The sequence below is a fragment of the Rahnella sp. 2050 genome, assembly GCF_040544515.1.
In the GTDB taxonomy this organism is placed as follows: domain Bacteria; phylum Pseudomonadota; class Gammaproteobacteria; order Enterobacterales; family Enterobacteriaceae; genus Rahnella; species Rahnella aceris.
On the sequence record NZ_JBEPKE010000002.1, the window covers coordinates 602,340 to 625,208 of the forward strand.

General features: G+C 42.7%; 17 protein-coding genes. 15 read left to right on the forward strand and 2 right to left on the reverse strand.

What is annotated here, in order from left to right:
• The first annotated feature begins 166 nt into the window (after positions 1-166).
• From wbaP to ABIC79_RS10065, 14 genes are all read left to right on the forward strand, one after another.
• Positions 167-1,597 (forward strand): undecaprenyl-phosphate galactose phosphotransferase WbaP, encoded by a 1,431-nt coding sequence (wbaP, locus tag ABIC79_RS10000; protein WP_223509119.1) that lies wholly within the window; start codon positions 167-169, stop codon positions 1,595-1,597.
• Positions 1,598-1,694: 97 nt separating this feature from the next.
• A complete protein-coding gene (locus ABIC79_RS10005; protein ID WP_166860755.1) occupies positions 1,695-2,831 on the forward strand; it encodes a polysaccharide export protein in 1,137 nt (378 codons plus the stop codon).
• Positions 2,831-3,265, forward strand: coding sequence for an arsenate reductase/protein-tyrosine-phosphatase family protein (locus tag ABIC79_RS10010; RefSeq protein ID WP_318645249.1), 435 nt, complete (start codon positions 2,831-2,833; stop codon positions 3,263-3,265). Before ABIC79_RS10005 ends, ABIC79_RS10010 begins: the two co-directional genes overlap by 1 nt.
• A 19-nt stretch (positions 3,266-3,284) precedes the next feature.
• Positions 3,285-5,447 carry a polysaccharide biosynthesis tyrosine autokinase gene (locus ABIC79_RS10015; protein ID WP_166860750.1) on the forward strand — a complete coding sequence of 721 codons (2,163 nt, stop codon included), beginning with the start codon at positions 3,285-3,287 and terminating at the stop codon, positions 5,445-5,447.
• A gap of 210 nt (positions 5,448-5,657) precedes the next feature.
• The gene (locus ABIC79_RS10020; RefSeq protein ID WP_166860748.1) at positions 5,658-6,926 is read left to right on the forward strand and encodes an O-antigen polymerase; all 1,269 of its coding nucleotides are present in this window, start codon (positions 5,658-5,660) and stop codon (positions 6,924-6,926) included.
• 45 nt (positions 6,927-6,971) lie between these two features.
• Complete coding sequence (locus tag ABIC79_RS10025; protein ID WP_225444935.1) at positions 6,972-8,132, forward strand: glycosyltransferase; 1,161 nt, start codon at positions 6,972-6,974, stop codon at positions 8,130-8,132.
• Between the two features lie 16 nt (positions 8,133-8,148).
• Positions 8,149-9,624 carry a murein biosynthesis integral membrane protein MurJ gene (gene murJ, locus ABIC79_RS10030; RefSeq protein WP_166860746.1) on the forward strand — a complete coding sequence of 492 codons (1,476 nt, stop codon included), beginning with the start codon at positions 8,149-8,151 and terminating at the stop codon, positions 9,622-9,624.
• Positions 9,625-9,707: 83 nt separating this feature from the next.
• Positions 9,708-10,193, forward strand: a complete 486-nt coding sequence (locus ABIC79_RS10035; protein WP_166860744.1) for an acyltransferase — start codon at positions 9,708-9,710, stop codon at positions 10,191-10,193.
• Positions 10,183-11,346, forward strand: a complete 1,164-nt coding sequence (locus tag ABIC79_RS10040) for a glycosyltransferase (protein ID WP_166860742.1) — start codon at positions 10,183-10,185, stop codon at positions 11,344-11,346. Before ABIC79_RS10035 ends, ABIC79_RS10040 begins: the two co-directional genes overlap by 11 nt.
• Positions 11,347-11,408: 62 nt before the next feature.
• Positions 11,409-12,950 (forward strand): right-handed parallel beta-helix repeat-containing protein, encoded by a 1,542-nt coding sequence (locus ABIC79_RS10045; protein WP_166860740.1) that lies wholly within the window; start codon positions 11,409-11,411, stop codon positions 12,948-12,950.
• Positions 12,951-13,035: 85 nt separating this feature from the next.
• The gene (locus ABIC79_RS10050) at positions 13,036-14,457 is read left to right on the forward strand and encodes a mannose-1-phosphate guanylyltransferase/mannose-6-phosphate isomerase (protein ID WP_015690363.1); all 1,422 of its coding nucleotides are present in this window, start codon (positions 13,036-13,038) and stop codon (positions 14,455-14,457) included.
• A 14-nt stretch (positions 14,458-14,471) separates the two neighbouring features.
• A complete protein-coding gene (gene cpsG / locus ABIC79_RS10055; RefSeq protein WP_015690362.1) occupies positions 14,472-15,851 on the forward strand; it encodes a phosphomannomutase CpsG in 1,380 nt (459 codons plus the stop codon).
• Positions 15,852-15,936: 85 nt separating this feature from the next.
• Positions 15,937-17,091: a glycosyltransferase family 4 protein gene (locus ABIC79_RS10060; protein ID WP_015690361.1), complete on the forward strand. Its 1,155-nt coding sequence runs from the start codon at positions 15,937-15,939 to the stop codon at positions 17,089-17,091.
• Between the two features lie 138 nt (positions 17,092-17,229).
• Positions 17,230-18,300, forward strand: a complete 1,071-nt coding sequence (locus tag ABIC79_RS10065; RefSeq protein WP_015690360.1) for a GDP-mannose 4,6-dehydratase — start codon at positions 17,230-17,232, stop codon at positions 18,298-18,300.
• Positions 18,301-18,387: 87 nt separating this feature from the next.
• Here ABIC79_RS10065 and ABIC79_RS10070 read toward each other — a convergent pair whose 3' ends face one another.
• Positions 18,388-19,401 carry a substrate-binding domain-containing protein gene (locus ABIC79_RS10070; RefSeq protein ID WP_354567006.1) on the reverse strand — a complete coding sequence of 338 codons (1,014 nt, stop codon included), beginning with the start codon at positions 19,399-19,401 and terminating at the stop codon, positions 18,388-18,390.
• A gap of 9 nt (positions 19,402-19,410) precedes the next feature.
• On the reverse strand, positions 19,411-21,018 hold the full coding sequence (locus ABIC79_RS10075) for a methyl-accepting chemotaxis protein (RefSeq protein ID WP_013576863.1): 1,608 nt from the start codon (positions 21,016-21,018) through the stop codon (positions 19,411-19,413).
• Positions 21,019-21,560: 542 nt separating this feature from the next.
• Here ABIC79_RS10075 and ABIC79_RS10080 point away from each other — a divergent pair.
• Positions 21,561-22,865, forward strand: a complete 1,305-nt coding sequence (locus ABIC79_RS10080; protein ID WP_013576862.1) for an Nramp family divalent metal transporter — start codon at positions 21,561-21,563, stop codon at positions 22,863-22,865.
• The last annotated feature ends 4 nt before the right edge of the window (positions 22,866-22,869 follow it).

The following is a 22,869-nucleotide window of genomic DNA, read 5'->3' on the forward strand; positions in this document are numbered from 1 at the left end:
AGGTTGTGCCTGACTGCAACAGTCAGGCACTTACAAAATGACTTATTTATTATTTTTCTGATATGTCAGCATGTCAGGAGACCGTTAATGAAGTCCATTATTATAAGCCTATTAACCTGATGTCCTCAGGTAATAATTATTTTTTGATACTTGTTGTGAGGGAAATATGACATTTCTCACCAGAAATTTTTACTCAAGCCTGTTTCTTGCTCTTTCGGATTTCGTCAGTTTCACCCTGTCGATTTATGTCGCTAAAATATTACTGAGCTTTATGCTCAAAGAGTTTGATGACTATATTCCCGCTCAACATGTTACTGCCCTGGTTTTATTACACTGGACGCTGGCATTTTGTTGTGTTGGCTGGTTCTCGATTCGCTTGCGGCATTATTACTACCGCAAAACCTTCTGGTTTGAACTGAAAGAAATTTTACGCACGCTGGTCATTTTTGCCGTTATTGAGATCGCGGTGATGGCTTTCGCGGAGTGGAATTTTTCCCGTTATATGTGGATCCTCACCTGGCTGTTGGTGCTGATATTTGTACCTTGTGCCCGCATGATGACTAAGCGTGTATTAACGGTTCTGGGTATCTGGCAACGCGATGCCATTATTATTGGTACCGGTAAAAATGCTCACGAGGCTTACAAAGCGATTCAAAGCGAAAAGAATCTCGGGCTGAACGTCACCGGATTTATTTCCAGCGAACTGACTGACAAGCCGGGGGACAGCATTGATGGCATTCCGATCATATTCTGCGATGACCTGTGGTTATTAACCCCGTGCGACAAGAAAACCCAGTTTATTGTCGCCGTGGAAGCACACCAGAGCGATATCCGTAACTACTGGCTGCGGGTGTTTATGATCCACGGTTACCGTTATGTCTCAGTGATCCCGACACTGCGCGGCATGCCGCTCGACAGTACGGATATGTCGTTTATTTTCAGCCACGAAGTGATGATCTTACGTGTTCATCAGAACCTGGCGAAATGGTCATCACGCTTCCTGAAACGTGCTTTCGATATTGTGGCTTCACTGGGGATTATTGCCATATTGTCTCCGCTGCTGCTGTATATCAGCTTCAAAGTGAGGAAAGATGGCGGCCCGGCAATTTATGGTCATGAGCGTATTGGTAAAGGCGGCCGTCCTTTCAAATGTCTTAAATTCCGCTCAATGGTAATCAATTCCAAGGAAGTGCTTGAGGAATTGCTGGCAAATAACCCCGAAGCACGCGCTGAGTGGGATGAGACATTTAAGCTGAAAAACGATCCACGTATTACGCGTATCGGACATTTATTGCGTAAAACCAGCATGGATGAATTGCCGCAGTTATTTAATGTATTAAAAGGAGAGATGAGCCTTGTTGGTCCGAGGCCTATTATTAACGCTGAACTGGAGCGTTACAGTGATGAGGTAGATTATTACTTGCTGAGCAAACCGGGAATGACCGGATTATGGCAGGTGAGTGGTCGCAGTGATGTGGATTACGAAACTCGCGTCTATCTTGACGCCTGGTATGTAAAAAACTGGTCGATGTGGAATGACATTGCCATCTTATTTAAAACAGTAAGTGTTGTGCTTAGAAAAGACGGTGCTTATTAACAGTCATTTAAATAATGCATCACCCTCATGTATTGGCTGCTAGTTATTAGCGTCATGGCCAACATCAATTTCTGTTGAACCACATGATATGGATTTTATGAAAAATAAAACGTTTAAGATTTCTGCATTATTCGGGGCTTTGTTACTGAGCGGATGTACGGTTATTCCAGGGCAGTCGTTAAGTACCATGGACAAAGACGTTGTTCAACCTACTGATAGCAATTATGACATTGATAAATTAGTTAACGTGTACCCGATGACGCCCGGCCTGATCGATCAGCTGCGCCCTGACAGCGTTCAGGCACGGCCAAATCCTCAGCTGGATATACAACTGCAAAACTACCAATACCGTATTGGGGTTGGTGATGTGCTGATGGTTACCGTCTGGGATCACCCGGAACTGACCACCCCGGCAGGTCAGTACCGCAGTGCCAGTGACACGGGTAACTGGGTTAACGCCGACGGGACAATTTTCTATCCTTATATCGGGAAACTGAAGGTCACCGGAAAAACTGTCAGTGAAGTACGTCAGGAGATAAGTAACCGTCTGGCGACGTACATTGAAAGTCCGCAGGTTGACGTCAGTATTGCGGCATTCCGTTCGCAGAAAATTTATACCACCGGTGAAGTCATCAAGTCCGGACAACAGCCTATTACCAATATTCCGCTTACCGTGATTGATGCCATTAATGCCGCAGGGGGTTTAGCGCCTGATGCTGACTGGCGTAACGTGGTGCTCAATCACAACGGTCAGGATACACAGATTTCTCTTCAGGCCCTGATGCAGAAAGGTGACCTCACACAGAACCGCTTGCTTTACCCTGGCGATATTTTGTTTGTACCACGAAATGATGACCTGAAAGTGTTTGTGATGGGCGAAGTCACCAAACAGAGCACGTTGAAAATGGACCGTAGCGGGATGACTCTCGCCGAGGCATTAGGCAACTCAGATGGGATTGCCCAAAGTATGGCGGATGCTTCCGGGATATTTGTTATTCGCCCGCTGAAGGGAAGCCAGAAAGGCAAAATCGCCAACATTTATCAGCTGAATGCCAAAGATGCCTCTTCTATGGTGATGAGTACGGAATTCCAGCTTCAGCCTTACGATATTGTTTATGTCACCACTGCGCCGATTGTTCGCTGGAATCGTGTCATTTCGCAGATTGTCCCGACCATTACGGGAGTGCATGACATGATTGAAGCGGGACGTTTTGTACGGCAATGGAATCCATAATGTTTGACTCAATATTAATTGTCTGTACCGGAAATATATGTCGCTCTCCGATTGCGGAGAGACTGCTGAGGCGATTATTACCGGACAAGAAAATAGACTCGGCTGGAACGGCTGCATTGGTAGGCAAGCCTGCAGACCCCTCTGCCGTTGAGGTGGCTCAAAAGCATCAATTACAGCTTGATGGACATCATGCGACTCAGTTTACATCTGCGTTAGGCCGACAATACGACCTCATTTTAGTCATGGAGAAATCCCATCAAGAACAGATAAGTCGTGTTGCACCAGAAGCGCACGGAAAAATCATGTTGCTTGGACATTGGAATGGTCGTAGGGAAATTTCAGATCCCTATCGTAAGAGTCAGGAAGCCTTCGAATCTGTTTATCGACTAATTGACCAAGCCTGCCAGGCTTGGCTACAAAAGTTGAATGGATAATTGATCAGGGAAATAATATATGCCTCAAGATATTTTAACCAAAAAAAATCTAACTGAATCCGATGAAATTACAATGCGCCGTATTATAGGTGAAGTAATTGATCATCGAAAATTAATAATTGCGATTACCGCTTTTATTACTCTTCTAACTGTCATTTATGCATTATTTGCGACTCCAGTATTTCAAGCGGATTCGCTCGTTCAAGTAGAACAGAAAGCTGGTAATGCCATACTGGAAAGTTTGAATCAAGTTCTACCAGATGCAGTTCCTCAGTCTGCTCCTGAAATAACGCTATTACAGTCAAGAATGATACTGGGAAAAACAGTAAGTGATTTAAACTTACAGACTGTTGTTAAGCAAGAGTATTTCCCCATTTTTGGCAGAGGGTGGGCACGATTAACAGGTCAGAAGTCAGGACATCTTGAGGTAAGTCGGCTCTATTTACCGCGAGATGGAGACAAAGATCCTAAAGTGAGACTGACAGTAATCGATGCAAATAATTACCTTGTCACTGGAGATGATTTCGAGATAAAAGGCGAAGTAGGGAAACTGTTAGATGGACATGGAATATCGATTAAAGTTGATAGCATTGATGCGAAAGTGGATGATAAGTTCGAGATAAAATTAGTCACAAAGCTTGAGGCAATTAATAGCTTACAAGATAACTATACCGTTTCCGAACAAGGAAAGGATAGTGGGATGCTTGCACTAACTGTCACTGGTACAGACCCAATATTGATCAAAAAGATATTAAATAGTATTACTCAAAATTATCTGTCACAAAACATAGACAGGCAGGCTGCACAGGATGAAAAAAGTTTAGACTTCCTGAAATTACAACTTCCAAAAGTTAGAAGTGAATTAGACGTAGCTGAGGATAGACTCAATAACTATAGGCAACAAAAGAACACAATCGATTTGCCAATGGAAGCTAAAGCTGTACTCGATCAAATTGTAAATGTGGATAATCAGTTAAATGAGTTAACATTCCGGGAAGCTGAAATATCCCAGCTATATACTAAAGATCATCCCATTTATAAATCGTTACTTGAAAAAAGACAAACTCTTAAACAAGAGAAAGATCGTCTAAGTGAAAATGTTTCGAGTATGCCAGCCACACAGCAGGAAGTTCTTCGCCTCAGTCGTGATGTTGAGTCAGGAAGAGCAGTCTATATGCAATTACTGAATAGACAGCAAGAATTAAATATTGCTAAATCGAGTGCAATTGGCAATGTTAGAATAATTGATGATGCTGTTACAGAGCCTAAACCAGTAAAACCAAGGAAAGTATTAGTAATATTGATGGGGCTGGTCTTAGGTGGTTTACTATCATTTAGTGTCGTTTTCACAATATTTATGCTTCGTAGAGGCTTATATTCCCCAGAGCAGCTTGAAGAGCTAGGGATCACTGTATATGCAAGTGTGCCAGTTTCGGAATGGTCATTTAAGAGGAATAATATAAAAGATAAAAATAGAACCGCTAACAATCCAACATTGTTAGCGTGCGAGAATCCAGCTGACCTGGCTATTGAGGCTATCAGAAGTCTACGAACTAGTCTTCATTTTGCGATGCTGGATGCCAAAAATAATCTTCTTATGATATCAGGTGCTAGCCCTGAAGCGGGAAAAACATTTATTAGTAGTAATTTAGCTGAAGTGATATCGAAAGTTGGTAAGAAGGTTATTCTTATCGATGCAGATATGAGGCGGGGAGACTCACATAGGGCTTTGGGCGTAGATAATGATATTGGACTATCCGATATACTATCTGGTTCTTCATCAATTGATCAGGTAGTCAAGAAAATATCTGGAATAAGTTTTGATTATATTTCAAGAGGAAAAGTTCCTCCAAACCCAGCGGAGTTACTTACAAATTCAAGATTTGAAAATCTTTTGACATGGGCTTCTGAAAATTACGACCTAGTTATCATTGACACACCTCCTATTTTAGCTGTTACAGAGGCTGCCATTATTGGGCGTTATGTAGGGACGACGCTGCTGGTTGTTGGTTTTGAGATCAATACGGCTAAAGAAGTTGAAGTTAGTATTAATCGATTAGCACAAAGCGGAATAATAGTAAAAGGTTGTATCCTTAACCGTGTGATAAAAAAAGCCGCGAATTATCATGAATATGGATACAATAACTATGGTTATACATATTCATCGGATAATAGTAAGTAAAATTATATATAAATGAAACACAAGGCGTCATTTAATTCGCTATGAATATGAATATGAATATGAATATGAATATGAATTAAGTGATATGCCTTGAGTGGGCTTAAATTTAAGTGACTAATTGATATCTCGATGTACAAATTAAATTAATGCAGCCAATACTATATAGGGAAATGAGATAGATGATTATCACAAGCAGTGAGAGAGTTACTAATGCCTGAAATATCATATTTCATTTTAATTTCACTGAATTTAATACTATTTGTCTTATTACTTATAAGGAATAAAGTAGGCCTTTTCATCTCGCAGTGGGTTATTTTTTTAGTTTGGTTTTTTGTGTTTCCTTCTTACTTACAATATGTGAATAATATTTTCCCATGGAATAATTACCCGTTGCATAAAGAAATATCCTTCGTAAATTATATTACGTGTTTGTTTAGCATTTTTTTATTCTTAGGGTATTCTATTTCGTATAAGAAAAACAGTATAAGTGATTGCAATGAAAATAATAAATTCGATCTAAGGATAGATGCAAAAACTAATGTTGTTGCTTTTCTATTAATGATTCCATCTATGTTATTCATAAGTATCGTCGGTATTTCTTCATTTTTCATGGGAAGATCTGTTATTAGCGATTTAGTCTACTCAGATGGTTTTTTACCCATGCTATATGCACTTTCTAAATTTTGTGCATTTGGAATACTGGTAGTGTACTTATGTTTTTGGGTGAATAGGGTTCAAAATGTAGATAAAAGTTTTGGCAAGTTTTCATATTGCATTTTTATCATATGCATTGTTATCAATCTAATAATAAATAGCCCTCTTTCAAGTCCAAGGTTTCACTTTTTAAGTATGGCTATAGCAATAGCTGTGGTATTTAATAAGATGAAAAGTCGGTTATCTTTAGCTGTGTTGTTTATTGCGTCACCGATATTTTTATTTATATTGTTCCCTCTAGTAAAACATTTGGGGGAAAGTTCGAATAATTATAATACCTATGATCTATCAGATTATGTTGTCAAAGGATTAGATTTCGATTCGTTTCAACAATTAGTGAATATCGTCAGGTTTGTAAGTGACACCGGTTATTCATGGGGTGTTAATTTTATCGCCGGGATAAGTTTTTTTATACCAAGAAGTCTTTGGGAATCCAAACCGACTAACTTAGGTATGCTTGCGGCGGAGCATCAAGGGTATTTTTATACAAATTTAAGTGCTCCTTTGGTCGGAGAGCTATATTATGCTGGTGATATGATCTTTGTTATATTAGGCGCTTTGATTATAGGTGTTATTACAGGTCGTGCTGATTCATTCCTCAGTAAGGCTAAAGTTTCATATTATTACTTCATCGGTTTATGGTTGTCATCATTTTCATTTATAATTTTTAGGGGATCATTTGGCGCTATTGCCCCCCCTATTATGCTTGGTCTATGTTCATCACTATTATTGCTATTTATAAACAAGCTTAGTAGAAAATCCTAATCCCTATAGGGTGATTTTTTAATTAATCATAATTGAGATGTAAATATGAATAATGTTGTAATGTTTACAAGATCATTACCTATGCACGGACTTGGTGGTATGGAGGTTGTGGCCTGGGATATTGCTAAAGGGTTGCATCGTCTGGGGAGTAATGTGAGAATTATTACCACTAAAACGCCAGATTATGTAGGGTTACATCATATCGATGGAATTGAAGTTTTATTTATCGATAACGTTAAAAGCGGCAAATACTCCCACGGATGGTGGAAATCCTCTAGAGAAGCTTTTGAGGAAAATTATATAAAAGATTGCGATACTGTTTTTAGTGTCAGTACTGGTGCCTATGGTGTGATAGATCTAAAACATAAGAATCCACATATAAAATTTTTGATCCAAGTGCATGGCACAGCTTGGGGGGAGTTCATCTCAAAATTGAAAACAAAAACTCCAAAAGGATTTTTGACATCACCAAAAAATATTTTTTGGTTATGTCGCGATTTTATTAATTACAACAAATTTGATTACATTGTTGGTATAGGTGAACAAGTTTATGGAGACTTTAATCGATGGCCTTACGAAAGTTTTATTGATAAGAATAAAATATCTCTAATTAGTAATGGCATAGATTCCGAATTGTTTAAAAGTGACTGTTGTGATGATAATAAAATAAAAGATTATTATAACATCCCTTACGAAAAAAAAGTTATCTTAACGGCTTGCCGATTACATTCACAAAAAGGGGTGTATAATTGCATTAAAACAATTGAATTATTAAACGATAAAAATGAATTTGTTTACATTATTGTTGGTAGTGGACCAGAAGAACAGAAACTGAAGAGTTTGGTTAATTCTCTTGGAGCTAATGATTATATTAAGTTTCTGGGGTCTCTAAAAAGAGAAGATCTGGCAAAAGTTGAATCAATAAGTGATGTTTTTTTATTTTTAACAAACCGGATAGAAGGGCTTCCTTTAAATATTTTAGAAGCCTCTGCTGTAGGGGTGCCAATAGTATTATCAAATCAAGTTAAGCTATTTAAATCAGGGAATATTCATCTTGTTGATCCCTTGAACTATCAGGTTGCTGCAAGCAAGATAGAAAGTTTATTAGCTAAGGATTTGCAAAATAAAAATAGCTATCTACCCGATGAATACACTTTAAAATATGCGGCTGATAAATATAAAAAACTCATTGAAAAATCTTTTTAGATGAAGGACCTAACTTGTGAGGAAAGCAATAGTTTCATTAATTAGTGGAAATTTACTTTCCAAAGCTTTAGGGCTTATCAGAGAAGTTATTGTTGCTGCACTATTTGGCACTGGGTATATTAACGGAGCGTATCGAGTAGCGCAAACTGGGACTCTGGTTCCGGTAAATTTCTTGGTGAGTGATAGCCTGACGGCTTTTATTCCGCTTTATAAAAAATTTCATTCGGAAAGTGTAAATAAAGGACAACTTTTTTTTTGGTCTATGCAGGTAATCTTTCTTATATTCTCCGTAATTTTAACTTCCTGCGCTATTCTATTTGTAGATTTTTGGCTTAATGTAATTGCGCCTGGGCTAGATGAAAGGACAAGAGATCTGTCCAGGTCAATGCTAATCATAATGAGTCTGGGTATTACACTTTATCTTAGTTCAGCATTGATAAATTATGTAGAAATGGCCCATGATGACTTTCTTCCTATGTCCATGCGACCTTCGATACAGAATTTTGGCATGCTGCTTGGGGCACTGTTCGCTTATATAATTGGTAATCCAATCTATCTTGCATGGGGGTTCACATTCAGTTATTTAGTCTTCTTTATATGGGTTTTAATTAGAGGGCTAAACAAAGGTATTTTGAATTTACCGGAAAAAATTGATAGTAAAACACTAAAAAGTGTTATTTTAAATTTTTGGAGAACGTTGAGGCCACTTATTTTTTTGCCATTTCTATATCAGGGAAATATTGCTGTTGAACGTGCAGTAGCAACATTGATAAGTATTACTGCTGTGTCAGCGCTGGACTATGCAAAATTTATCACTGAAACACTTCTATTAGTAGTTTCGACACCTGTTGCCTTGGCAGGACTTGCTAGTTGGGGAGGATTGCAACCTGAACATATCAAGGCAAGACTCATTGAGACCTTTAGTTTATTGATTTTGTTTGCTGTGCCCGTCTCATTATTTTTGGGTGTTCATGCAAATCTGGTTGTCACGATATTATTTGCACGGGGAAAATTTGATTCGACTTCAATAGAGGTCACAACACATATTCTTCAGGGGATGTCTCTCGGACTATGGGCAAATGTCATAAGTTACGTTTTAATAAAGGCTTTGAATGCACAATTCAATAATAAAAAAGTAATGTTAATAATGACGCTAGGTTTAATTGTTAATGCTTCGTTTAATATTTTATTCTATCAATTTTTTAAGGAAATGACGCTTGGGTTGGGGTATTCCCTATATGGAATAATAACTCTAGCTGGATGTATTTATTCACTTGGGATATGGGGTGAAACCAGTAAGAAGTTTTACATTATTATCTTGAGTTCTTGTATCTATATGCTTATTAGCTCTTATGAAATTCCTATTTCAAATTTGTACTTAAATTTTTTAATTAATGGAGTGTTGTTTTTAATTTTCTGGTCTGCAGTAATTACTCTGATACCTTCTTTACGCGGGAGTTTTGCTGGAATGATAAGACATAAACGGGGGTGATTGTGTTCAGAAAAGTCAGGTTGAGATTTCTTATCTCATTCATCAAATGTATCTTGATAAAAATCAGATACGGAAATAGAGCAATGATAAATCCATTGAGATTATACATTTCACCTGGTGCAAAAATAAAAATAACAAATGGTGGTAGAATTTATATCAAAGGTAACAGTGATAGGGTCTTTTTATCAAAAAACACTGTGTTACATTGTTCTGGAGGAGAGTTAACTATAGGTAATGGTGTTTTTTTTAATGAAAATAATCACGTCATTTGTCATAAGAAGCTGACTATTGGCGATGATTGCCTTTTTGGACAAAACGTATGTTTTTATGATTCTGATCACGAGTTCAGAGATAATAATAAAAAAATAAGGGATCAAGGGTATACAAAAGCTGAAGTTTCTATTTCTAAAGATGTATGGATTGGCGCCGGTTCTGTAGTGACGAAGGGGACGTCTATTGGCACTCATACGGTTATAGGTGCAAATTCTGTTGTTAGAGGAAATTTAGACTCATATAGTATTTATGCAGGTAATCCAGTGAGATATTTGAGGAAAGTTAATGAAAAATGATAATAAAGAAATTGTTTTGCTTTCGACTGCTGACTGGGATAATCCATTTTGGACTAATAAGCAGCATGTTGCCGTTGAGTTTGCTCGTAGAGGATACAAGGTCCTTTACATAGATTCTTTGGGGTTGCGAAAGCCAAGTTTAAATAAGAAGGATTTTAGCCGTATTTTAAAAAAATTGTTTAAGGCACTAAGACCACCGAAGAAAGTCCAAGAGAATATATGGGTATGGTCACCAATAACTTTACCTTGGAACGAATATCGTGCCGTTAGGAGTTTCAATAAATTCTACTTGAGCTTTTTTGTCAAAATGTGGAGTAAGTTACTTGGTTTCAGAAATCCATGGTTGTGGACATATAATCCATTAACTACAGAATTTTTAAATCCGAATGATTTTTCTAAAACAATTTATCACTGTGTCGATGAAATTAAAGCTCAACCTGGAATGCCAATTGATGTTCTAGAACGTGAGGAAAAAACATTAATTCAACAGGCAAGCATAATATTTGTGACAGCCTTACAGTTGAAAGAAAATAGAGTTAAATGGAATGATAATATACACTATTTTTCTAATGTTGCAGATTATGTCCATTTCAATACAGCTGTAACAAAGGATTATGTTATTCCAGAAGATTTGAAAAATATAAGCTCTCCTGTCTTGGGTTTTATTGGTGCAGTTAGTTCATATAAAATAAACTTGGATCTTATAAGTTATCTTGCAGCCCAAAGACCACAATATAGTATTGTGATTATAGGTGAGGTGGGGGAAGGTGATCCATCTACAAAAATTGATATTCTTAGAGCACATAAAAACATACACTTGCTTGGGCCTAAGCCTTATAATGTCCTTCCTCAATATCTTAAATATTTTGACGTTGCACTGTTACCGAATAATCTTAACGAGTATACAGATAACATGTTTCCTATGAAGTTTTTTGAATATTTGGCTGCTGGAAAGCCTATCGTCAGTGTAGATCTTTCTTCAATTCAGGAGTTTCATAATGTTGTTAAGATTGGTAAAGATAAATTCGAGTTTGTTATGGCTGTTGATGCCGTCATATCTGGTGATGTCGTCCCTTTGAATGAACGCCTCGCTTTGGCTAAAGAATATACTTACGAAACAAGAACAGATAAGATGCTTAAAATGCTTATTTAGATGTACCTTTTGATATACTTAGAAGTCGCTTTCATTTCCTGGTTGAATCGAGGGGAGGTAGAATGGCTGTTACTAAAAGGAATCTTATAAAATATGGAGTATCCGGTTTTTTTTATTATTACCTAACAAAAGGTATTACTTCAACTGCGATAGCCTCCGAACCTCATGAAAATTTTAGTAAAAAAATAAGATCTAACAAAGAAATCTTGAAGCTAAAATTGAAAAAAATTCTCACTGAGCAGGAGCTAAAAAATAAATCACCATCTTCAAGTTTCGATTATTTTTTTGTTTCATCAGCTAACTCTCATCAGGATAAGGTGGTTGTTTTTATATATGAGGGGCTACGCTCTGTTGGACAAGGTCTGATAACCTCATTGGATGGCAGCGTTTGGAAACCTTACGATATAGAGCTTGAATTAACCGATTTTGGAGCTGTTGGTGATGGTAAAACTGATAGTTCAGATTCCATCGAATTAGCATTAAATTCTGGCATCCCAATCAAAGAGAGTCGACCTAATAAATATCTTTTAACGAGAACTTTGACCCTTAGGGATGGTTTTCTAAGCTTTTCAGGTTTTGGTAAGGGGAAGACAGTTTTTCTTTTAAATCATTTTTTAAATGGAATTGTCTACAGTAAACCATTGTTTCAATCAACAAAGTCTAAAGTCTTACTTTCCGGTTATACCTTGAAAAGACTTAATTCTTCTCTGTATACGGGCAGAGCCGGACCTAAGGGATTGTATGTAAGTAACGCTGATCCATTACTGATCGATGATGTTGAAGAATGCTATGGTCTCGGATATGGGATACATGTTGACTTTTCGAATAATGTAATAGTCAAAAATTGCTACGTACATGACCATAAGGGGCTAATAGCAGGCCTTTCTGGGACAGATGGAATCCATTTTTATCGTTCTAAAAATGTAACTGCAGAACGTAATTTCGTTCATGATGTTGGTGATGACGCTTTGTCCGCGGGCTCGTTTGACAAGGGAAATAAAGCGCAAAATATAACTTTCAATGATAATCGTATAGTCTCTTGTAAAGGTGGAATAAAAGTTTACTCTTATGCTAATGATATTTTCATCAATAGAAATATCATAGTAGGTTCTAGAGAAGGTGGTGTTTACCTTACTGACGATAAAAATTCCCCTGAAGATTCATATATAGCGAATGTGGTTATTAAAAATAATCAATTTTCTTTCATCGGTGTATTAGGTGAATCAAATGAATCGGGTGCTTTAAGAATTCGTTTTTGGCCAAAACCAAACACATCTTCAAGAATAGATAATGTTGTCTTTGAAAATAACACTATAGTCAATTGTCTTCTTGGGGTCTCAACACTGGCTTATGATAGGTCTAAGCGATTATCCAATTTATTTATTGTTGGGAATAATTTCTCTGTAGACAAAAATCATGTTGGAAAGATTAAAGGATATTATATTAGAGTTGTTCAGTGTGATGAGAAATTAATTATTGAACGTAATAATTTCCAATCTTCAAAAGAAATACTTCCTGTAGCCAAAGATTATCAATCGGATAATCTTAAGTGGTCATCAACTGCCGAGATGAAATTTAAAGATAATAGTATAGATAATCACTAATAACTTTTTTCATAAAGTGTTTTTTTATTTCCACTGCAGCTTGCCATCTCATTATTCTGTAGTTGAATTAATATAGAGGGTAATCATGATCCTTCCAGTAATCATGGCTGGCGGCACCGGTAGCCGTTTGTGGCCAATGTCTCGTGAGCTTTATCCAAAACAATTTCTTCGTCTGCATGGCGATAATTCCATGTTGCAGGAAACGGTCACCCGTTTAAAAGGGCTGGACGTTTCTGCACCGCTGGTTATTTGTAATGAAGAGCATCGTTTTCTTGTTGCCGAACAATTACGACAAATAGACCAGCTCTCCGACAATATTATTCTTGAGCCTGTCGGGCGCAATACGGCGCCTGCTATTACGCTGGCTGCGCTCAGTGCCATCGACAACGGTTCTGATCCGTTACTGTTGGTGCTTGCTGCCGACCATGTGATCGAGTCTCCGGATGCCTTCCATCAGGCCGTGCAGAATGCTATTCCGTTCGCTGAGCAGGGGAAACTGGTCACGTTCGGTATCGTGCCAACAGGCCCTGAAACCGGTTACGGTTATATCCAGCGGGGAACAGAATTCAGCAGTGATGCCGATCCTGTTTTTCGGGTGCAGCGTTTTGTCGAGAAACCGAATCTTGAGACCGCATTGCAATATCTGGAAAGCGGCGAGTATTACTGGAACAGCGGTATGTTTTTGTTCCGCGCCAGACGTTTTCTTGAAGAGATGGCGAAATTCAGGCCGGACATACTCGAAGCCTGTCAGAAAGCGATTGAAACTTCGCATACTGATGAGCAGCAAGATTTTATTCGTGTAGATAAAGCGGCATTTATTTCCTGCCCGGATGAATCGGTTGATTATGCCGTAATGGAAAAAACCACGGATGCGATTGTTGTTCCGTTAGATGCGGGCTGGAATGATGTGGGTTCCTGGTCGGCGCTTTGGGAAGTGAATGATAAAAACGCTGAAGGGAATGCCATCAATGGCGATGTATTTACCCATAATGCGAACAATTGTTATATCAACACCGATGAGAAATTGGTGGCCGCCATTGGTGTGGATAATCTGGTCATCGTAAATACGAAAGATGCCGTTTTAGTCATTGATAAAAACCAGGTGCAGGACGTTAAAAAAGTCGTCGAATATTTAAAAAATAATAAACGACGGGAATATCGTTTGCACCGCGAATCCTATCGCCCGTGGGGCCGTAACGATAATGTCGTGACTGCACCCCGTTATCATGTGAACCGCATCACCGTTAAACCGGGCGGACAGTTCTCATTACAGATGCATCATCACCGCGCGGAGCACTGGGTTATTCTTTCGGGCACCGCCAGAGTTATTCTCGAAGATAAAAATTATCTGCTCAGTGAAAATGAATCAACGTTTATCCCTATTGGGGCTCAGCATATGTTAGAGAACCCGGGAAAAATTCCTCTGGAACTTCTGGAAATACAGTCGGGATCCTATCTGGAAGATGACGATATTATCCGTATAAAAGATCACTATGGTCGCTGTTAATTTGGGGATGAAATATGTCAGGTACATTAACTTGCTTTAAAGCTTACGATATCCGCGGTGAATTAGGCGTCGAATTAAATGAAGATATTGCCTATCGCATAGGGCGTGCTTACGGGGAATATTTAAAACCCAATAAAATGGTATTGGGGGGCGATGTCCGCTTAACCAGCGAAGCATTAAAACTTGCGCTGGCGAAAGGTTTGCAGGATGCGGGAACCGACGTTGTTGATATCGGCGTGACCGGTACAGAAGAAATCTATTTTGCGACGTCTTTTTTGTGCCTTGATGGCGGCATTGAAGTGACAGCCAGCCACAATCCGATGAACTACAACGGCATGAAACTGGTGCGTGAAGATTCCCGTCCGATCAGCGGCGATACCGGCTTACGTGATATTCAGGCGCTGGCGGAAGCTAATAATTTTCCACCGGTCGATCAGGCTAAGCGCGGCAGTTACGAGAAAGCCTCTGTGCTGGATGAGTATGTTGATAAGCTGCTCAGCTTTATCAATGTAGAGAACTTTACCCGCCCTTTAAAGCTGGTGTTTAACTCCGGTAATGGGGCAGCGGGCCATGTTGTTGATGCCATCGAACAACGGTTTATTGCAGCGGGTGTGCCGGTTGAATTTATCAAAGTTCACCATGAGGCAGACGGCACATTCCCGAACGGTATTCCTAACCCGTTATTGCCGGAGTGCCGTCAGGACACGACGGATGCCATCATTAAGCACAACGCAGATATGGGGATCGCTTTTGACGGTGATTTTGACAGATGTTTTCTCTTTGATGATGCCGGTAATTTTATCGAAGGGTATTACATCGTCGGTCTGCTTGCCGATGCCTTCCTCGAAAAATATCCCAACTCAAGAATTATCCATGACCCGCGTCTGAGCTGGAATACCATTGATATTGTCACCGGTGCGGGTGGCGTGCCTGTTATGTCGAAAACCGGCCATGCTTTTATTAAAGAGCGTATGCGTCAGGAAGATGCGGTCTATGGCGGTGAGATGAGCGCCCATCATTACTTCCGCGATTTCTATTATTGCGACAGTGGGATGATCCCCTGGCTGCTGGTCGCTGAATTATTGCATCTGAAAGGCAAGTCTCTGCGGCAACTGATTAATGACCGGATCACGGCCTATCCTGCGTCCGGCGAAATTAACAGCTATTTGCAGCAGCCTAAAGAATCCATTGCCCGTGTATTAGCCATGTATGAAGGTGAGGCGGTTAATGTCGATCATACTGACGGGATCAGTCTTGAGTTTGACGAATGGCGTTTCAATCTCCGCAGTTCTAATACAGAACCTGTTGTAAGGTTGAATGTTGAATCCCGCGCAAATACAAAACTCATGCAGGAACAAACCAGAAGAATTCTTTCTATCCTCCGCAGTATGTAATTATTAAAAATATCTTATTTAAGTGAGTAATGATAACTCGCTGTGGGTTTGTATTACTCACTTTTCATTTTATAAGGTTTAAATTATGTCACATGATGTGAGTGTTGGGATTGTTGCTGACTGGTTGGTGACATTTGCAGGGTCAGAAAAAGTTATTGCAGAGTTTATTAAATTATACCCAAATGCTGATATTTATTCTGTTGTCGATTTTCTTTCTGATGAATCCCGGAAGAAATTCTATGGAAAAGAAGCGACGACCTCTTTTATACAGCGGTTACCTTTTGCGAAGAAGAAATATCAGCAGTATCTGCCTTTAATGCCGCTGGCTATCGAGCAGCTTGATGTGACGGGGCATGACATTGTGCTTTCCAGCAGTCATGCGGTGGCTAAAGGCGTATTGACCGGCCCTGATCAGTTGCACATCAGTTATGTGCATTCGCCGATCCGCTATGCCTGGGATTTTCAGCACCAGTATTTGCGTGAGGCGGGGCTGAACAAAGGCCTGAAAGGGAAACTGGCCCGCTGGTTCCTGCATAAAATCAGGATTTGGGATTACCGGACAGCCAATGGCGTGGATCACTTTATCGCTAATTCCCAGTTTATTGCCCGGCGAATCAAGAAGGTCTATGGCCGGGATGCGGATGTTATTTATCCTCCTGTCGATGTAGAACGTTTTACTTTGCAGGAGAATAAAGAAGACTTCTATTTTACCGCCTCCCGCATGGTGCCTTATAAGCGTATCGACCTGATTGTTGAAGCATTCAGTCAGATGCCGGATAAGAAACTGGTGGTGATCGGTGACGGTTCTGAAATGGCGAAAATAAAATCCCGGGCTGGCAGCAATATCGAAATTCTGGGTTATCAGCCTGACGATGTGATGCAAGATTACATGCGGCGCACCCGGGCGTTTGTTTTTGCTGCTGAAGAAGATTTTGGCATTACGCCGGTCGAAGCACAGGCCAGCGGGACGCCGGTTATTGCCTTTGGCAAAGGCGGTGTTCTGGAGACCATCAGACCTTATGGCGAACGTAATGCCACCGGGGTTTTTTTCTCAGAGCAAACGGCGGAATCACTGATTAACGCCGTGCGTCACTTTGATACGATTAAAGACTCTATCCTGCCGAAGGACTGCCGCGAAAACGCTTTAAAGTTCTCTGCACAAAGATTTCATGATGAGCTGGATGAGTATATCAAAACAAAATGGCATGACTTCAATGAACGTAAACGCATCGTTTATTAATTTTTATCCTTTTTAATATTGTTCTTTTTTCTGTCGTTGACTGTTTATTCTGCGATTCATCTTACTCAACATAACCTTGCAATTATAATCGTGCATCTGTCCGGATGCGTTTTTTAAATTGTAATCTAAGGGTTTACTATGTCTAAGGTCGCTCTTATTACCAATATCTCCGGGCAGGACGGATCTTATCTGACTGAGCTTTTGCTTAAAAAAGGCTATACAGTCCATGGGATTATCCTGCACAGCCCGGTACCCGATACTGAATTTGTCACTGATGATTTACATGCAAACAATCCTGATTTCCATATTCATCATTATGGCTGGGGTGAAATCTTAGATCTGAGGAGTTTGCTGGCGTTAATTCGCCCGGATGAAATTTATAATCTGGATATCACCAGTGAAACTACCGCGCATTCTACATTTCCTGTCACCGGGATCAGTGCGCTGAGAATGCTGGAGGCTATCCGTTCTGAGGGGCTGGAGCGCACAACCCGTTATTATCATGCCTCATCTTCCGCGTTGTGCGGGCTGGTTAACGGGATGACCATCAATGAAATGGTGACGTTTAATCTTCCACCTTCGGAGACCGTCGCCAGAGTCAGTGATTTCTGGACAGCCGTGAATTACCGGGAAACATTCGGTATGTATGCCTGTAACGGCATTCTGTTTAACCATGAGTCGCCGCGGCGCAGCGAAAGTTTTGTCACGCGTAAAATCACACGCGGGCTGGCGAACATTACTCAGGGGCTGGAGAAGTGCCTTTATCTGGGCAATCTGAATGCCTTACGTGACTGGGGGCATGCCAGAGATTACGTCAAAATGCAGTGGCTGATGCTGCAGCAGGACAAACCGGAGGACTTCGTCATTGCAACGGGCGTGCAGTTTACGGTGCGTCAGTTCGTGACTTTTGCGGCCCTTGAACTGGGGATCAAACTGCGGTTTGTCGGCAAAGGCGTGGAGGAAAAAGGCGTGATTGCGGCGATTATCAGCCCGGTCGCGGCAGCGCTGAAAGTCGGGGACGTGATTGTCGCCGTCGATCCGCGCTATATGCGCCCGTCGGAGGTCAGCAAGGTTTCGGTTAATCCGTCAAAAGCACGGCGTCAGTTAGGCTGGGCACCTGAAACCTCCTTACAGGATCTGGTGATTGAGATGGTGCAGGCGGATCTGGCCTTCGCCAAAAAGGCGGCGCGTCTGAAGCTGTACGGCTAACGCCAGTCGCTGTTTCTGAAGATGTACGAAAAAAGCCGGAGAATGCGCTGACATTCTCCGGCTTTTTTTTGTCTTCAGGAAAGCTGTTTATTTAGCGCCAAAACAGGCATCCAGCCCTGCCTGAGTATCTTTGCTTGCCAGACCTGGCATAGGTTTATCGGCGATAAGCGTGACGCCGGTATCGACATACCCGGAAATCTTTTTGCCGTGTCTGGCATAGGCAACGGCAGCATCAACACCCATCGCCGCCATCGTTAAAGGATACTGCTGGGCCGTGGCGGCAATCTTGCCCTCACGTACGTAATTTACCCCCGCACACCCGCCATCAACAGAGAGAATCATGGCATTCTTTTGTTTACCTGCTTCCTGCAAGGCTTTGTAGGCTCCGGCTGCGGCCGGTTCATTGACGGTGTAAACCAGATTAATGTCCGGATGGGCTTTCAGGCAATTTGTCATGACCTCGTAGCCTTGTTTCTCTGCCCCTTCGCTATAGCCTGCACACACAATTTCGGGTGCGGCTGACAGTTCACTGGATTCGGCACCTGCCGCAGTTAACCCCAATCCTTTCATAAATCCGTTGTGTCTTCTTGCCCCTACCAGATGTCCTGGCGATAAATCCAGCATCGCTATTTTGAGGGGTTGTCCCGCGAACGTCAGCGGCATGGCCGCCTGAGCATACTGGCCAATCAATTCGCCAGCTTTATAGTTATCGGTGGCGAAGAGGGCATCGACGGCACTGATCGGATCCGTCGGGGAATCGAGGGCGATAACCTGCACGCCTTTCGCCCGGACCTCATCGAGTGCGGGCACAATGGCCTTAGCATCGCTCGGCGTAATGAGCAACGTAGTCGCACCAGAGGCCACCATGGACTGAATCGCGATGATCTGTGAAGGATAATCGCTGTCTTCTTTACCGGCTGCGGTAAGCAGTTTGACCCCGTGTACGGTGGCCCCCAGCATGGCACCTTCTTTCATTTTCAAAAAGAACGGGTTGGTGTCTGTTTTAGTAATCAGGCCTATCGTGATGTTCTCATTGCTGCTGGCAAGAGCTGCCGATGTCAGCAGGGTCGTCGCCACGGCAAAAACGCAGGAAATTTTCATGTAAATACCTTAGCGGGTGGCTGTTGCAGTGACATTAAGATTTCCCGCACGTGAAATATCAAATGCAGAAATCCCCTCCAGCAAGATATGGGCCTGTTGTTTTAAACTGTCCGCTGCTGCCGCACTTTGTTCTACTAACGCGGCATTCTGTTGCGTCGCCTCGTCCATGTTGACCACGGCTTTATTGACCTGATCGATGCCAGTATGTTGTTCGCTTGAGGCAAGGGTAATCTCAGCCATCAGGCTGTTGACGCCTTTGACCGCATTCACCACTTCCATCATGGTGGTGCCCGCTTCATCCACCAGCTTAGAACCGACGTTAATCCTTTCAACAGACTCGCTAATCAGGTTTTTAATTTCCTTGGCGGCATTGGCGCTGCGCTGTGCCAGCGTTCGCACTTCACCGGCAACTACCGCAAAACCACGTCCTTGCTCACCGGCACGGGCTGCTTCAACGGCGGCGTTAAGCGCCAGAATATTGGTCTGGAAAGCAATGCCTTCAATGACCGTGATGATTTGTGTCACTTTGCCTGAGCTTTCGGCGATTTCATGCATGGTGCTGACGACGCGTTCAACGACGTTGCCGCCGCGTTGCGCCACTTGTGACGCACTTGTGGCCATCAGATTCCCCTGATGGGCATTGTCGGCGTTGTGTTTCACTGTCGCGGTCAGTTCCTCCATGCTTGCTGATGTCTGTTCCAGCGAGGAAGCCTGGGCTTCGGTCCGGCGACTCAGATCCTCATTGCCCAACGTAATTTCGGTGGATGCACTGACAATGCTTTCAGCGGAATTAGCCACCTGGTTGATTAACTGGTGCAGTTTCGCCTGCATTCCGCCAAGCTCTGCCAGGACGCTGTTTTGTGGTGCATTTTCCGCGCCTTTCACTTCACTGAGATCACCCGCAGCAATACGTTGTACCACCTGACCTAAAACAAGCGGTTCTTCACCCAGTGCACGGAACAGGGAACGGATAATAATGCCCCCCAGAATAACCGCCAGACTCAGTGCGACCAGGCTGATAACGATGAAAATGAGGCGGGTTTGTTGATACGCATCTTGTGCGGTATTCAGGCTCTCTTTAGCCCGTACGTTACTGTACTGGAGATAGTCATTGGTCGTATTCAGCAGCAGCGCCAACTGAGGTCGTAGCTCGCGATTCATGCGGTCAATCGCTTCAGCTTTCTTCTCTTCAAGGGCCAGATCAACAATATGTTTAGCCACCGGACGGTATCCTTCTTCCGCATTAGAAATCGCGGTCACGAATTGCCGATCCTTATCTGTGACATCTGAGTGTTCTTTGATTGCCGCCTGAAGCCGGTTCAGCGCGGCTGCGGTTTTCTCTTCTGCAGCAGCGACTTGTCTTTTACCTGCTTCGATATCAGCAGCCTCACTGACCAGCACCAGCCCGTAAATATTCAATGAACTGTCTTTTACGCCGCTGAGAATTAAATTCACAGCTGCCTCACGGGCGGAAACCTGCTGTACGTGAGTTTTGAATCTGTTGTTGGCCTGGCTTAACGCGTTGATAGAGAGCAGGACTACTGCGAGAACAATGACGACTAAAACGCCAAATCCCAGCGTAAGCTGGGTGCGTACAGTAGTGTGTTTAAAAGACATAGTGGTAACTCCCTGAAATTGCGATTAAAAAGGTGCGGGCACCTTAAGTTATGACAACATTTCAATCAGTCTCGTGCGTAAAATGTCGTTACCGGAGTAGCCTGTCAGGAAACACAGGATAGAAATCTGTCGGGAAGAAACTGAAGTTGGTCACGTGAACCGAATGAGTTTTAGTGATTAAGTTAACGGCACACTGGCGAGGAAACTTGATAGCAGGGGGCGGACAGCCGGTTTGTTTGTCAGGAAAGTGTGATGTCTGTCAGGTTTTCATGCCGGCAATGTTTTCACGCGCTGTTGCGCATAACCTCTGAACGAAAGGCGCGGGCACAGGGCCGTCAGTGTGGCCGTCACGCCGGATTCATCATCAGAAAAATCATTCCATTTTTATAATCTCAGGCAATGATTCAAGTTTCATATTTTGAAACATAAAGCCCTTAATAACCCTCAAACTAAGCTTGCACTATAGAGTATAGCCAGTGCTATATTCGTCTTTGCCGGATAAAATTCACACAAAAATAACAAGCAAGAACAGGGCGGGCAGTATGCGTGGAACAGGCCAGACTTCTTCTCTAACCGACAGAACCAATGCGGCGATTGCTAACGCCATGTCCGGCCGCAAACGCGGCCTGATGACACCGCTGTTGTTTGCGGGGCCTGCGGTGATCGCCTCGATCGCCTATATGGATCCGGGTAATTTTGCGACCAATATTCAGGCTGGCTCGCGCTATGGCTACGCGCTCCTGTGGGTGGTCGTCATGGCCAATATGATCGCCATGCTGTTTCAGGCGCTCTCCGCCAGACTGGGGATCGTCACCAACAGAAATCTGGCGGAAATGTGTCGCGACCAGTTCTCCAGACCCGTGGTTTGGGGGATGTGGGTGGGCAGCGAAATCGCCGCAATGGCGACCGATCTGGCCGAATTCCTCGGGGGGGCTTTAGCCCTGTCGTTACTGTTCCATATGCCGTTACTGGCCGGGATGGGTATCACGGCGCTGGTTACCTACGGTCTTTTGATGGTGGAAAAGCGTGGTTTCCGCCCTGTTGAGCTGATGATCGGCGGGTTAGTGGCGGTGATTGCGCTGTGTTATCTGGTTGAAATGTTTATTGCGCAGGTTGACTGGGCCGCAGCCGGTCTGGGCATGGTGACACCGCAACTGCCCGACGCGCAGGCGCTGACCATTGCCGTGGGGATCATCGGAGCCACCGTGATGCCACATGCGATCTTCCTGCACTCGGGGCTGACTCAGCACCGTACCCATGCCAGGAATCCGGGCGAACGTCGTACACTGCTGCGTTTTTCTAATATTGAAGTGGTGATCGCGCTGACCCTCGCCGGATTGGTGAATATCGCGATGGTGATTATGGCCGCCAGTGCCTTCCATGCCGGCCACAGCGATGTGGCGGAAATCGAAACGGCTTACCACACCCTGACTCCGCTGTTAGGGGCGGGGGCGGCAGGTTTCTTCCTGCTGTCATTGATTGCTTCCGGTATTTCCAGTTCAGTGGTAGGCACTATGGCAGGCCAGATGATCATGCAGGGCTTCGTCGGTTTTCGCATTCCCGTCTGGTTGCGCCGTCTGGTCACCATGATCCCTGCGTTTATCGTGGTGGCGATGGGCGTTAATGCCACCGACGCGCTGGTATACAGCCAGGTGGTGCTCAGCCTGGCGTTGCCTGCGCCGATGATTGCATTGGTGATATTCACCAGCCGTCGCGACATCATGGGGGAGTTTGTTAACAGCCGCCTGACTGTCGTGACTTCCATCATCGGCACCGTGGTGATTGTGGCGCTCAATATCATCCTGCTGCTGCAAACATTTGGCGTGAATATCCCCGGTCTGGAATAAAGCC